Raw genomic sequence first — 13,171 nt, 5'->3', positions numbered from 1 at the left:
GGGGGGTCGTGTCCACGGCGCGCGTCCGTGCGCCGCGGGGCCGGGGCCCCCGGAACCGTGGCGGCGGGGGCTGCCGGGACAGGGCGTCATCTGTCGGTAACACGCCTCGTTTCGGTCCCCTGCGCACGGTGTATCCGGCCGGGGCCCCTGGTGGTGGAAGTATCCCGGTTCGTACCCGCAACCCACCGGACGCCAGGGGCCCGCCGCCTCCGGGGGAGAACCGCGGGCCCGCCGTACGCGGCGCCGACGCCCTCGCGGAGGGAGCGGGAGGGGCCGCCGGCGGCGTGCGCGACGCCGTCGGCGGCCCCCGGGACCCCGGCCCCGCGTCGGCCGGGAACGCGTCCGGCGTGCGCCTTCCGTGGATCGCTCCTGCGGAAGGCGCACGCCGGGGCGTCACCGCCTAGATGTCGTAGTAGAGCTCGAACTCGCGCGGGTGCGGGCGCAGGCGCAGGGAGTCGATCTCCTCGGTGCGCTTGAAGTCCACGTAGGTCTCGATGAGGTCCTTGGTGAACACGCCGCCCTCGAGCAGGAACTCGTGGTCGGCCTCCAGCGCCAGCAGGGCGTCGTCGAGCGAGGCCGGGACGGTCTTGATGGCCGAGGCCTCCGCCGGGGGCAGCTCGTAGAGGTCCTTGTCGACCGGCTCCGGCGGCTCGATCTTGTTCTTGATGCCGTCGATCCCGGCCATCAGCATGGCGGAGAAGGCCAGGTACGGGTTGGCCGACGGGTCCGGCACGCGGAACTCGATGCGCTTGGCCTTCGGGTTGGAGCCCGTGAGCGGCAGGCGGATGCAGGCGGAGCGGTTGCGCTGGCTGTAGACGAGGTTGATGGGGGCCTCGTAGCCGGGCACCAGGCGGTGGTAGGAGTTCACCGTCGGGTTGGTGAAGGCGAGCAGGGCGTCGGCGTGCTTGAGCAGGCCGCCGATGTAGTAGCGCGCGGTGTCGGAGAGCTGGCCGTAGCCCGACTCGTCGAAGAAGAGCGGCTCGCCGTCCTTCCACAGGCTCTGGTGGCAGTGCATGCCGGAGCCGTTGTCGCCGAACAGCGGCTTGGGCATGAACGTGGCCGTCTTGCCCGCCTCGTTGGCGACGTTCTTGACGATGTACTTGTACAGCTGCACCTTGTCGGCCTGCTGGAGCAGCGTGCCGAACCTGATGCCGATCTCGGCCTGGCCGGCGGTGCCGACCTCGTGGTGCTGGAGCTCGACGTCGATGCCCGCGTCGATCAGCGTCTGCACCATGTCGGAGCGCAGGTCGCTGTAGTGGTCGACCGGCTCGACCGGGAAGTAGCCGCCCTTGTACCGGGGACGGTAGCCGCGGTTGCCGCCCTCGATCGCGGAGCCCGTGTTCCAGGCGCCCTCGATGGAGTCGATCTCGTAGTAGCCGGTGTTGGAGCGCGTCTCGAACTTGACGTCGTCGAAGATGTAGAACTCGGCCTCGGGGCCGAAGAAGGCGGTGTCCGCGACCCCGGAGCCCTTGAGGTAGGCCTCGGCCTTGCGGGCGACGTTGCGCGGGTCCCGGCTGTAGGACTCCAGCGTCAGCGGGTCGTGGACGAAGAACGTCATGTTCAGCGTCTTGTGCTTGCGGAACGGGTCCAGGACGCCGGTGCTCAGGTCGGGCAGCAGCAGCATGTCGGACTCGTGGATGGCCTGGAAGCCGCGGATCGAGGACCCGTCGAACATCTGGCCGTCGGTGAACGTCGAGGCGTCGACGTTCGAGGTCGGGAGGGTGACGTGGTTGACGCCCCCGAACAGGTCCGTGAATCGGACATCGAGGAACTTGACGTCCTCGTCCCGGATGTAGGCGAGCACCTCGTCGACGCTGCTGAACAAAACGAACCTCCGTGCAGGTGTCTGAGACGATGGGACCGGAGCCCGCTCCATCGCGGACACGTCGGATCACGCGCCGTCTCCCGGCTTCGTCAACGAAGCTAGGAGCGCGTGATTTCCGTGCCATGTCTCTATTGTTTCCTGCATGTTACGGAGCCAGGCGTTTTCGCAGACCAACCAGCCTGACCCGGTGATTCCACCGCTCGGGGTGCGAAATCGGGACACGCGGAACGGGCGGTTGTGGTCCGGGCCACGCGTGTCCGTCGTCCTGCTCACGCCCCGTCCCGCCGTCCCGCGGACCGGCCCCTCCACCGGGTGGATACCGTGGATGCCATGAGCGACGAGAGCCGGGGCGGCGCCGCCGGGGCCATCCACGAGGACGACTTCCAGTACCGGGGGAACCGCCTCGGCCTGCCGGAGGAGGGGTCCGGTTCCGTCCCCGGCGTCATCAGGCGCCTCGTCGGCCTCGCCCTGGACTGGTGCCTGGCCCTCATGATCGCCTGGGGCCTCTACCGCCTGGGCGTCGTCGGAGCGGGCGCCGCCTCCCAGGAGGAGGTCGTCCCGATGCTCAGCAACACCGCCCTGGTGGTCTTCGCCGTGGTGAGCATCCTCCTCCTCACCCTCTTCGGCACCACCGTCGGGCGCCGACTCGTCGGCGTCGGCATCACCGCCACCGGTGAGCGCTCCTGGCCGTGGTTCGTGTCGATGACCGTGCGCACGGTCCTGCTGTGCCTGGTCATCCCGGCCGTGATCTACGACCGGGACACCCGCGGGCTGCACGACCGCGCCGCGGGTACGGTGGCGACGCGTTACTGAGTCCTCACTGAGCGGAACCGACCCCACTGGACAGCCGGAACGGCTGTACGGACAGGGCTTCCGCTGCTGTTAGCATCCGTTCATCGCTTTCCCCGGGGACGGTCGCGACCCTCACGGTGTCCTGCCCCCGCACCTCCCCCCACGTCTCATCGCACCCTCCGAAGGTTCGCATGGCTGGAAGACGCTCCACTCCCCGCCCCTCGGGCGCGCTCGGTGCCGTGCGGATGTCCGCAGGACAGTGGGTCGCCTGCGCCGCCACCGCCCTCGCCGTCGTCGTCAGCCTGGGAGGCTACGGCTGGTACCAGGGCATCGTCGGCAACATCACCACCACGCAGGTGGACACGACGTGGGACCGCCCCACCAGCGTCGAGGGCGTGATGAACCTGCTCATCATCGGCTCCGACGTCCGCTCGGGGGAGAACGCCGACTACGGCGAGGCGGAGGGCGAGCGGCCCGACACGATGCTCATCGCCAGCATCAACGTCGACAACGGGGCGGCCACCCTCGTGAACCTGCCCCGCGACCTGGTCGTCGACCTGCCCGCGTGCGAGGCGGTCGAGGGGTACGAGGGGATGTCGCCGCACAGCGGCATGATCAACTCCGCGATGACCTTCGGCGGTATCGGCTGCCAGTGGCAGGCCGTCGAGAACGCGACCGACGTGCACCTCGACCACTTCGTCATGATGGACTTCACCGGGTTCAAGGACATGGTCGACGCCATCGGCGGCGTAGAGATGTGCATCCCCGAGCCCGTGGACGACCCCAAGGCCCACCTGGTCCTGGACGCCGGGCTCCAGACCCTGGACGGCGAGGACTCTCTCGGGTTCGTGCGCTCCCGCTACGCGCAGGGCGACGGCGGCGACCTGTCCCGCATCGACCGCCAGCAGGAGTTCATGGGCGCGATGCTGCGCCAGGTGCTCAGCAGCGAGGTCATGACCAGCCCGGTCACCATCACCAACTTCCTCGGCGCCGTCACCGACTCGGTCACCACCGACGACGAGCTCACCGTCGACACCATGACCGACCTCGCCATCTCCATGCGCGAGGTCGACCTCCAGCGCATCCAGTTCGTGACGGTCCCCAACGGCCAGCACCCCGCCGACCCCAACCGCCTGGTCATGAGCGACGAGGCCCCCGCCCTGTTCGAGGCGATCAACGCCGGCGCCGACCTGGCGGGCGGCGGGGAGGACGGCGGCGGGGAGTCCGAGGGGGAGTCGGAGGGGGAGGCCGAGCAGGGCCCGGCCCCCGAGGACGTCTCCGTGGAGATCCTCAACAACGCGGGCGTCGACGGCCTCGCCCTGGAGGTGCAGGCGGTCCTCGCCGGAGAGGGCTACACGGTCACCGGCACGGGCAACCCGGTCGCCCGGTTCCCCGAGGCCACGACGGTCTACCACGCCCCCGGCGAGGAGGCCGCGGCCGAGATGCTGGCCGGGTCCATGGAGTCCGCGGTCACCGAGGAGGCCGAGGGCCTCGCGCAGACGCTGGAGCTGGTCCTGGCCCCCGACTGGGCCGGGTTCGCCGACGGGTCCTCCTCCGCGCCGGAGGTCTCGGTCACCGACGACCTCGGCGGCATCACCGCGGAGGAGACGGAGAGCGCCTGCTGATCCGGACCTCCGAGCCGGATACGATCTGACACGGTGCGTACCCTTCCGGTACCATCCGGCCGTTACGTCCGCGTCGCCCCGCGCCCTCCGCGCGGTGCTCTCCTCCGAGCGGACCCGCCCTTGTCCCATACCGGATCGCAGGTGCCCTCTTGGCTCCCAGAAACGTGTCTTCGGCCCTCGCCGCGAGGATGAGTCTCGGTCAGTGGGTCGCGTGCGGGGTGACCGGAGTGCTCATAGCGACGAGCCTGACCGCCTACGCGGGGTACCGGGACGCCCTCAGCATCGCCACCGAGGAGATCAACACCGACGCCTGGGGGGACCGCCCCAGCCAGGTGGACGGCATCCACAACATCCTCCTGCTCGGCACCGACGAGCGCGCGGGGGAGGACGCCTCCTACAACGAGCTCAACGGCATCCGGCCCGACGTGCTGGTCGTGGTGAGCATCGACGTGGACCGGGGCGGGGTGACCATGGTCAACATGCCGCGCGACCTCATCATCGAGATGCCCGACTGCGCGCCCAACGGCGAGGCGCCGGGGGTGACCGCCGGGACGGTGGACCAGCTCAACCACGCCATGACCTACGGCGGCATGGACTGCCAGGGCAACACCGTGGAGACGCTCACCGGCATCCACCTCGACCACATGGTGATGGTCGACTTCGCCGGGTTCCAGAACATCGTCGACTCCGTCGGCGGCATCGAGATGTGCGTCCCCGAACCGATCGACGACCCCAAGGCCCACCTGCGGCTGGACGCCGGGATGCAGACCCTGAACGGCGAGCAGGCCCTCGGCCTGGCGCGGTCCCGGGACAGCACCGAGCAGGGCAGCGACCTGAACAGGATCGAGAACCAGCAGCGGATGATCGGCGCGATCCTGCGCGAGGTCACCGGCGGCGACATCCTGAGCAGCCCGACCACCCTCTACGACTTCATCGGCTCGGTCACCGACAGCATGGTGACCGACGACGGCCTGACCACCGACAAGATGGCCGAACTGGCCATCGCCATGCGCCAGGTGGACCTCGGGCGGATGAACATGGTGACGGTCCCGGTCGTCGACGCCCCCAGCGACCCGAACAAGGTCGCGTTCCAGCAGCCCGCCGCCGACGAGCTCTTCGCCTCGGTGGCCTCCGGCGAGGTGCTGGAGGAGGAAGAGGAGGAGGCCGCCCCGGAGGAGGAGGCGGAGGAGGAGGCCCCCGTCGAGCCGGGGGACGTCTCCGTCCGGGTCCTCAACGGCACGGGCGTCGACGGGCTGGGGAGCCAGGTCGAGCAGCGCCTCCTGGAGGGCGGCTTCGTCGTCACCGGGACGGGCAACCCCGGGGCGCGGCAGCCGACCGCCACCACGGTCTACCACGGCCCCGGCCAGGCCGCGCACGCCGAGGAGCTCGCCTCGGTGCTCTCCGCCGCCCAGATCGAGGAGGTCCCCGACCTCGGGACGGAGCTGGAGCTGGTGATGGGCGCCGACGACTGGGGCCCCATCACCTTCGGGGGCGACGGCGGGGGCGGCAGCGGCGCCCTCGCTGAGCTGGAGGGCACCTCGGCCGCCGACGACACGGTCTCCTGCGAGTAGGCCCCGGAACGGCGGCGCTGCCGCGTCGAGGGCCCCGTCGGCGCCTGTCCGGTGCCGACGGGGCCTCGTCGTGTTCCGGGCCGGTCCGGGAGGGCGGTTCGCGTCGCCGGGGACGAGCCCCGTCCGAGGCGGTGCGCAACGGGCCCCTCCGGACCGCCGCCCCGGGCCCGGACGGGTTCGACGTCGGGTCGGACCCGATCGGTGAGGGCGGCGTCTGCCTCGTCCGCCTCTTCACCGGCTTCCTCACGGCCGCGTCGGCGGAGGTCCTCCGCAAGGGCGCCGGGACGTCGGGGGACCGGTCCGACGCCCCCGAGGAGGACGACGGCGTCCGCGTGCGCCTGGACGAGCTTTCGGCCCGACGCGGTACGACCCTCACCGGGCCCGCCGAACGAGTCGGTGGCAACGGCGTCGACCCGTCCGTGCCCGAGAACCACCGGGAGGGGGCGATCCGCTTCCCCGCCCGTGCCGCCCTGGGCCGGTGGCCCGCCTGTCGGGAGGGGGCCTGCCCGGCCACGGGCCGGGGCCTTGCGGGCGCCTCCGCCGTGCGGCGGGACGCCGCGGCCGTCGCCGGGGCCGGCCTGCCGGGAGGTGACCTGCGGGCCGCGCCGGGGCGGGCGGGAAGCGGCACGGCCGCGCACGCGAACGGGGGCCGCCGCACCTGTCGGTGCGACGGCCCCCGTCCCGTGTCCGTGAGAGGCCGACCGGGTCGCTACCCGCCCATCTGGCCCCGCATGCCCCGGGGCATCTTCGCGCCCTTGGGCATCGGGCCCTTGGGCATCTGCATCTTGGCGGGCAGGGCCTTGAGGCGGTAGTTCAGCTCGGCGGCCCCGGACTTGTCCAGGTTGCGCGGGAGCCTGACCAGCGTGCGCTGGAGCTTGGAGATCGGCACCAGACCCTCGCCGTTGCCGACCTTGAAGTCGTAGATGGGCGTGTCGTGCGCGACCCGCGCGACCCGCTTCTTCTCTCCGGCGATCAGCGGCTTGAGCCGGCCCGGGTCGCCCTCGCCGACCAGGATCACGCCCGGCCGTCCCACCACGCGGTGGACGACGTCCATCTGCTTGTTGGCGGCCACACCCGGCTCGACCACCCAGTTGCCGCGCATGTTGTCCAGGATCGCCATACCCGCGCCCAGGCGCCCGTCCAGCATCTTGTACTGGACGCGCTGCGCGGAGCGCGTGAAGATGATGAAACCGGTCAGGAAGGCGACCGGCAGGCCCGTCAGCGGCCACAGGATCCAGGAGCCGGTCCAGATGCCGATGCCGACGAAGACCGCGAGGACGACCACCGCGACACCGACCGCCAGCGGGATGCTGCGGGGACTCTGCTGGTGGACGACCTTGGCGACCATGCCGATCTGCTTGAGCCGACCGGGCTGCTTCTCGGCCCCGCCCTTGGCGGGGGTCGTGGTCTCTGAACCCTTGGGCTTTTTCGCCATCGTGCTCTCAGGCAGCGCGCCGACGCGGTGTCGGCGGGGACGGGGTCCCTGGGCTGCCTTGCCTCCTCTTCGCGGTCGACCTGGGTGCTGCGCCTCACGGCGCCGGCCAGCTGGGCGCCTCTCGCCACCAGGATATGTGGAGGTGCCCCTACATGAGGAACGGTGGCCCGTGGGCCACCGTTCCAGCTTGGTCACGACTCGGGCGAAACGCCCATCAGACGCCGCCCGCCAGGGCGGCGTTCTCGGCGTCGCGCTTCTCGCGGGCCTGCTTGTAGAGGCGGCCTGCGCGGTAGGACGAGCGCACCAGCGGCCCCGACATGACGCCGGCGAAGCCGATCTCCTCGGCCTCCTGGCCCAGTTCCACGAACTCCTCGGGCTTCACCCACCGGTCGATCGGGTGGTGCAGCTTGGAGGGGCGCAGGTACTGGGTGATGGTGAGCAGGTCGCAGCCGGCCTCGTGCAGGTCGCGCATCGCCTCGCTGATCTCCTCACGGGTCTCGCCCATGCCCAGGATCAGGTTCGACTTGGTGACGAGGTCGTCCGCGCGCGCCTCGGTGATGACCCGGAGGGAGCGCTCGTAGCGGAAGCCCGGACGGATGCGCTTGAAGATCCGGGGCACCGTCTCGACGTTGTGCGCCAGCACCTCGGGCCGCGAGCCGAAGACCTCGGCCAGCTGGTCGGGGTCGGCGTTGAAGTCGGGGATGAGCAGCTCGACGCCGGTGTCCGGGTTGAGCTCGTGGATCTTGCGGACCGTCTCGGCGTACAGCCAGGCGCCGCCGTCCTCGAGGTCGTCACGGGCCACACCGGTGATGGTGGCGTAGCGCAGCTCCATCTTCTTCACGGAGTTGGCGACCTTGGTCGGCTCCATCCGGTCCAGGGCGCTGGGCTTGCCCGTGGCGATCTGGCAGAAGTCGCAGCGCCGCGTGCACTGGTCGCCGCCGATGAGGAACGTCGCCTCCCGGTCCTCCCAGCACTCGTAGATGTTGGGGCACCCGGCCTCCTGGCACACCGTGTGCAGGCCCTCGCTCTTGACCAGGGACTGGAGCTCGGTGTATTCGGGCCCCATGTGCGCCTTGATCTTGATCCACGGCGGCTTCTTCTCGATGGGGGTCTCGCTGTTGCGCGCCTCCACGCGCAGCAACCTGCGGCCCTCAGGAGCGATGGTCAACGTGAACCCGTTCCCTTCTGTGCCCCGTGACGGGACCCTCTCGCCCTTCGTGGGGGCGGCTGCGTCCCGGTGGGGACTGGCTCATGGTGTGGTGTGTCATCCACGGGCGGTGGCGCCGAGCAGCTCGGCGCCGTCGGCGTGGCTGTACCCCTCCGCGCCGAGGACGTCCGCCAGGTGCCGTTCCATCCGGGGCCTCACGTCGGCCACGGTCACCTCACGCCCGAGTTCGGCGGAGAGCGAGGTCACCCCGGCGTCGGTGATTCCGCACGGGACGATCCGGTCGAACCACGACATGTCATTGTTGCAGTTCAGTGCGAGTCCGTGCATACCGACCCCGCGGGCGATCCGGCACCCGATGGCGGCGACCTTGCGCTCGATCAGGCCGCGCCCGGGGTCGGCATCGAGCCACACCCCGGTCCGCCCCTCCACCCGCCTGCCGGTCAGGCCGTACTCCGCGACGGAGCGGATGACGGCCTCCTCCAGCATGCGCACGTAGGCGATCACGTCCACGGGGTCCGGCATGCGCACGATGGGGTACACCGTCAGCTGGCCGGGGCCGTGCCAGGTGATCTTGCCGCCCCGGTCGATGTCCACGACGGGGGCGCCGGGATCAGTGATGGGACGATCCCACCTCCCGGTGCGCTTTCCCGCGGTGTACACGGGCTCGTGTTCCAGGAACAGGACGGTGTCGGCCACCTCATCGGCGACGCGGCCCTCGTGGAGCCGCTTCTGGAGATCCCAGCCCTGGTGGTACGGGACGGGAGCGTCGCCCAGCCATGCGTAAACGAGATCACTCACACAACCACCTTACGCCCCGGCGCGGTGCGCCGGTCGGGCCAGGATGTCGGATAGCGCACTGTCGATGGTGGGCAGCAGGAAGGAATAGCCGGCCCGCTCCAGGCGTTCGGGCGCGGCCCTCAGGTCGATCAGGGAGGTCTCCTCCGCGAAGTCGCCCAGGGTCGCGCGCAGCGCCGTCGCGGGGACCGGGATGACCGTGGGGCGCCGCAGGACCTCCCCCAGGGCCTGGGTGAACGCGGCGTTGCTCACCGGCTCCGGCGAGCACATGTTCACCGGCCCCGTCACCTCCGGGTGCTCCAGCAGGAACCGGATCGCCCCCACCTGGTCGCGCAGCGCGATCCAGCTCATGTACTGCGCCCCCGACCCCAGGCGTCCGCCCAGGCCGGCCCGGTAGAGCGGCAGCAGCGTGCGCAGCAGGCCCCCCGAGCGGTCGAGCACCACCGCCGTGCGCATGTACGCCACGGACAGGCCCGCCTCGAGGGCCGGGGCCGCCGCCTCCTCCCAGGCCTGGCACGTCCGGGCCAGGAAACCCGCGCCCGGAGGGCTCTCCTCGGTGGCCACCCCGCCCCCGGTGTCCCCGTAGTAGTGCATCCCCGACGCCGTCAGCAGCCGCGGGGGAGGGGAGGGCATCCCCGCCAGCGCCCGGGCCAGGGTGCGGGTGCCGCGGACCCGGCTGCGCCGGATGACCGTGCGCCGGTGCCTGGTCCACACGGTGGGGCCGACCGGGGCCCCGGCCAGGTGCACGACGGCGTCGGCCTCGTGCAGGGCCACGGTGTCGACGCGCCCCTGCTCGGGGCGCCACTCCGCCTCCTCCACGTTCGGAGGGGTGCCGCCACGCGGAAGGCGCCGGACCAGGCGCACCACCGTGTGTCCGTCGTCGAGCAGGGACGCGGCCAGCGCCCCGCCGATGAGCCCGGAGGCCCCAGTGATAGCCACTCTCATGCCCAGGGTCTACCCGGAGGATCCCGGACCTCCCGCGGAAGAGGGGGCGGAAGGCCCCGCGGGGCCTCCCAGAAGTTTTCTCGGGCTTTTTCTGCGAAAACGCTGCGGGGAGACCCTCCGCTCTTCTACTTTGAAGGTGGAGCAGGGAACTCCGCGTCATTGCGGAGTCACTGTGGGCGACACGCTGTCGGGCTGGCTGTCGTGGCGCCCGTCCACAGACCTTTGATGATGGGGATCATCAGGGGATGGTGATTGGTGGGGTAGAAAGACGGGGCGGCGCCACAGGCGCCGCCCCGTCCGCCTTTCCCGCCCTCCTCGCGCAGGATTCCTCCGCGCGGCCCCGGAGCCCGCCCGCACACCTGCTCGGCACGCCGAGGGTAAGGACTGGGCCATGCCCGCCCCCCTGCGGTGTGTCCGCTCCCGTCGCGGGCCCTCGCGGCGGAGCATGGACGCAGTGCCCGTTCGCGCCCAGGGCGTCCAGGACAGGAAGGCGTCGCCATGCTCCACGTCCGTGCCGCCGGGACCCGCCCCCGCGGCGGACCGGTCCCGGATCCCACGACCCCGCCGGCCCCCGGCCCCTGAGGCGGCCGTGAGGAGGACTCCCTCGCCGCTGCGCGCCGGCCGGCGCCGACTGGCGGTCGCGGCCGAGGACGCCCGGGAACGCGTGACCGTCCACTTCTGGTCGGTGGTCCAGGCCGTCGTGGCCGCGGTGGTGGCGTGGACCGTGGCCGGCGGCCTCGTCCAGGACCACGACCCCTTCTTCGCGCCGATCGCGGCGGTCATCGCGCTCAACACCTCGGGCGGGGAGCGGGGCGCCAACGCGGTCCGGCTGCTCACGGGCGTGGTGTTCGGCATCATCTCCGGCGAGGTCGCGATCGCCCTCACCGGGGGCGGCGGCTACGGCGCGCTCGCACTGGGCGTCGGCCTGGCGATGACGGCCGCCCTGGCGATCGGCGTCCAGCGGATCGTGATCGGCCAGGCGGCGGCCAGCGCGATCCTCACCGTGGTCTTCGCCGTGAACTTCGGGGGAGGGCACGCGGGGCTGGGCCGGCTCACCGACGCGCTCATCGGGGCCGGGGTGGCGCTCGTGTTCAGCCAGCTGCTGTTCCCCGCCAGGCTGGTCGCCATCCTGCGCCGGATCGAGGCGGACGCGCTGACCGAGATGGCCCACATGCTCGACGTCTCCGGCCGCGCGCTGCGGCGGGACGACGAATCCTCCAGCCAGGAGATGGTCACGTGGCTGGGAGACCTGAGCAGGCCGATGGCGGAGCTCAGCCGCGCCAGGGAGAACAGCCGCCACACGGTCCGCCTCTCCACCATCCGGTGGGGCGACCCGGCGCCGGTCCTCGCCGAGGACGAGGTGATCGACCGCCTCATCCTGCTCGGGGAGAGCTGCCTGTTCCTCGCGAGGACCACCGCGGCCATGAGCGAGGACGAGCGCCACGAGCTCGCGCCCGTCGTCAGCCGCATGGCCTCGGCGCTGTACACGCTCGCCGACGACCTCAGCAGCCGCCGGGCGCGCCAGGAGGCGGTGGAGGGGGCCCTCCGGTCCGCCCGGAGGTTCGACGCGCAGGACACGGGCGGCGACCCCGTGACCACCGCCACGCACCTGGCGGTCGAGATGGTCGCCACCGACATCATGGTGTTCGCCGGGATCAGGTTCGAGGAGGCCGAGGAGGCGTTGCGGGAGGACGAGGCCGACCTGGAGGTCCCGCACCCCCCGGGGGTCCCGTGGCTGCCGTGGCTGCCGTGGCGTCCGCCCGTGGACAGGTACCGGCACCGCTGGTACTCGTGGCGCCGGCGGCGCCGCTGACCTCCCGGGCGAAGCCTCCACCGTGGCAATAACGCGGACATGAGTCCCCCAACCCGGCTTTCCGGCCGCGGGGCGGGGGCAGTACCCGAGGGCGGGCGCGTGCCGCGCCGTACGCACGACGACAGCGGGGGACTCATGCGGGCTCTGATGGTGACGCCGATGACGGCCGGGTCGGTGACGGTGGACGAGGTCGACCCGCCGGTGCCGGAGGAGGGGGAACTCCTCGTCGACGGCGTGGCGCTGGGAATCTGCGGGACCGACAAGGAGATCGTCGACGGCGAGTACGGCACCGCCCCGCCCGGCCACGACCGCCTCGTCCTGGGGCACGAGTCCCTCGGCCGGGTGCGCGAGGCGCCGCCCGGGTCCGGATTCGCCCCGGGCGACCTGGTGGTCGGCATCGTCCGCAGGCCCGACCCCGTCCCCTGCGGGCCGTGCGCGCACGGGGAGTTCGACATGTGCCGCAACGGCGGGTTCACGGAGCGCGGCATCAAGGAGATCCACGGCTACGGCTCGGAGCAGTGGACCGTCCCGGCCGACTACGCGGTCCGGCTCGACCCGGCGCTGGAGGAGGTCGGCGTCCTGATGGAGCCGACCACGATCGTGGCGAAGGCGTGGGAGCACGTGGAGAGCATCGGACGGCGGGCCTGGTTCGAGCCGCGCACCGCGCTCGTCACCGGCGCCGGGCCCATCGGACTCCTGGCGGCCCTGATCGGGGTCCGGCGCGGCCTCGACGTGCACGTCCTCGACAGGGTCGGGAGCGGCCCCAAGCCGGACCTGGTCGCCGCGCTGGGGGCGACCTACCACACGGGGGGCGTCGCGGAGATCGCCCGGGAGTTCGCGCTCGACGTGATCATCGAGACCACCGGCGCGGAAGCCCTCGTCCTCGACACGGCGGTCCACAACGCCGCCGACGGGATCGTCTGCTACGTCGGCCTCAGCGCCGGCCGCGCCCGCGTCGAGGTGAGCCCCGGCCGCCTGAGCCGGAGGCTGGTCCTGGACAACGACGTGCTCTTCGGCTCGGTCAACGCGAACCGCCGCCACTACGAGCTGGCGGCGCGGCACCTGGCCGCGGCCGACCGGGACTGGCTGCGGGGGCTCATCACCCGCCGGCTCCCGCTCGACCTGGCCCCCCGGGTGTTCGCGGAGCCCGCCGGCGACCAGGTGAAGGTGGTCATCGACCTCTGACCCCGCGCCGGGGCGGG

10 protein-coding genes are annotated in these 13,171 nt (G+C 71.9%); 5 read left to right on the top strand and 5 right to left on the bottom strand.

All coding sequences use genetic code 11. The features are described 5' to 3' along the window. Window positions 1–400: 400 nt before the first annotated feature. Window positions 401–1,825, bottom strand: a complete 1,425-nt coding sequence (glnA, locus tag ACFQBR_RS11105) for a type I glutamate--ammonia ligase (RefSeq protein ID WP_267948847.1) — start codon at window positions 1,823–1,825, stop codon at window positions 401–403. Between the two features lie 330 nt (window positions 1,826–2,155). On the opposite strand from glnA, the gene ACFQBR_RS11100 reads away from it, so the two are divergent. The 3 genes from ACFQBR_RS11100 (at window position 2,156) to ACFQBR_RS11090 (ending at window position 5,813) form a co-directional block, all read left to right on the top strand. Beyond that, window positions 2,156–2,638, top strand: a complete 483-nt coding sequence (locus tag ACFQBR_RS11100; protein WP_267948848.1) for an RDD family protein — start codon at window positions 2,156–2,158, stop codon at window positions 2,636–2,638. Between the two features lie 170 nt (window positions 2,639–2,808). Beyond that, window positions 2,809–4,242, top strand: coding sequence for an LCP family protein (locus ACFQBR_RS11095; protein ID WP_344184194.1), 1,434 nt, complete (start codon window positions 2,809–2,811; stop codon window positions 4,240–4,242). Between the two features lie 188 nt (window positions 4,243–4,430). Next, window positions 4,431–5,813, top strand: coding sequence for an LCP family protein (locus tag ACFQBR_RS11090; RefSeq protein WP_344184195.1), 1,383 nt, complete (start codon window positions 4,431–4,433; stop codon window positions 5,811–5,813). Between the two features lie 709 nt (window positions 5,814–6,522). Here the strand turns inward: ACFQBR_RS11090 and ACFQBR_RS11085 are convergent. The 4 genes from ACFQBR_RS11085 to ACFQBR_RS11070 form a co-directional block, all read right to left on the bottom strand. Further along, the gene (locus ACFQBR_RS11085; RefSeq protein WP_267948851.1) at window positions 6,523–7,248 is read right to left on the bottom strand and encodes a DUF4191 domain-containing protein; all 726 of its coding nucleotides are present in this window, start codon (window positions 7,246–7,248) and stop codon (window positions 6,523–6,525) included. A 214-nt stretch (window positions 7,249–7,462) separates the two neighbouring features. After that, the gene (lipA, locus tag ACFQBR_RS11080; protein ID WP_267948852.1) at window positions 7,463–8,416 is read right to left on the bottom strand and encodes a lipoyl synthase; all 954 of its coding nucleotides are present in this window, start codon (window positions 8,414–8,416) and stop codon (window positions 7,463–7,465) included. A gap of 96 nt (window positions 8,417–8,512) precedes the next feature. Beyond that, window positions 8,513–9,214: a lipoyl(octanoyl) transferase LipB gene (lipB, locus tag ACFQBR_RS11075; protein ID WP_267948853.1), complete on the bottom strand. Its 702-nt coding sequence runs from the start codon at window positions 9,212–9,214 to the stop codon at window positions 8,513–8,515. 9 nt (window positions 9,215–9,223) lie between these two features. Beyond that, entirely contained in the window at window positions 9,224–10,156 is a 933-nt protein-coding gene (locus ACFQBR_RS11070) for a TIGR01777 family oxidoreductase (protein ID WP_267948854.1), read from the bottom strand. A 589-nt stretch (window positions 10,157–10,745) separates the two neighbouring features. Between ACFQBR_RS11070 and ACFQBR_RS11065 the strand changes: the two genes are divergently transcribed. Continuing rightward, complete coding sequence (locus tag ACFQBR_RS11065) at window positions 10,746–11,969, top strand: FUSC family protein (protein ID WP_378553112.1); 1,224 nt, start codon at window positions 10,746–10,748, stop codon at window positions 11,967–11,969. Between the two features lie 135 nt (window positions 11,970–12,104). After that, complete coding sequence (locus ACFQBR_RS11060; protein ID WP_344184199.1) at window positions 12,105–13,154, top strand: glucose 1-dehydrogenase; 1,050 nt, start codon at window positions 12,105–12,107, stop codon at window positions 13,152–13,154. Window positions 13,155–13,171: the final 17 nt, after the last annotated feature.

Origin of the sequence: Nocardiopsis tropica (assembly GCF_042660575.1) — a bacterium.
In the GTDB taxonomy this organism is placed as follows: Bacteria; Actinomycetota; Actinomycetes; order Streptosporangiales; family Streptosporangiaceae; genus Nocardiopsis; species Nocardiopsis tropica.
The sequence above is the reverse complement of the archived record's forward strand: the minus strand, read 5'-3'. Positions and strand labels throughout refer to the sequence as shown.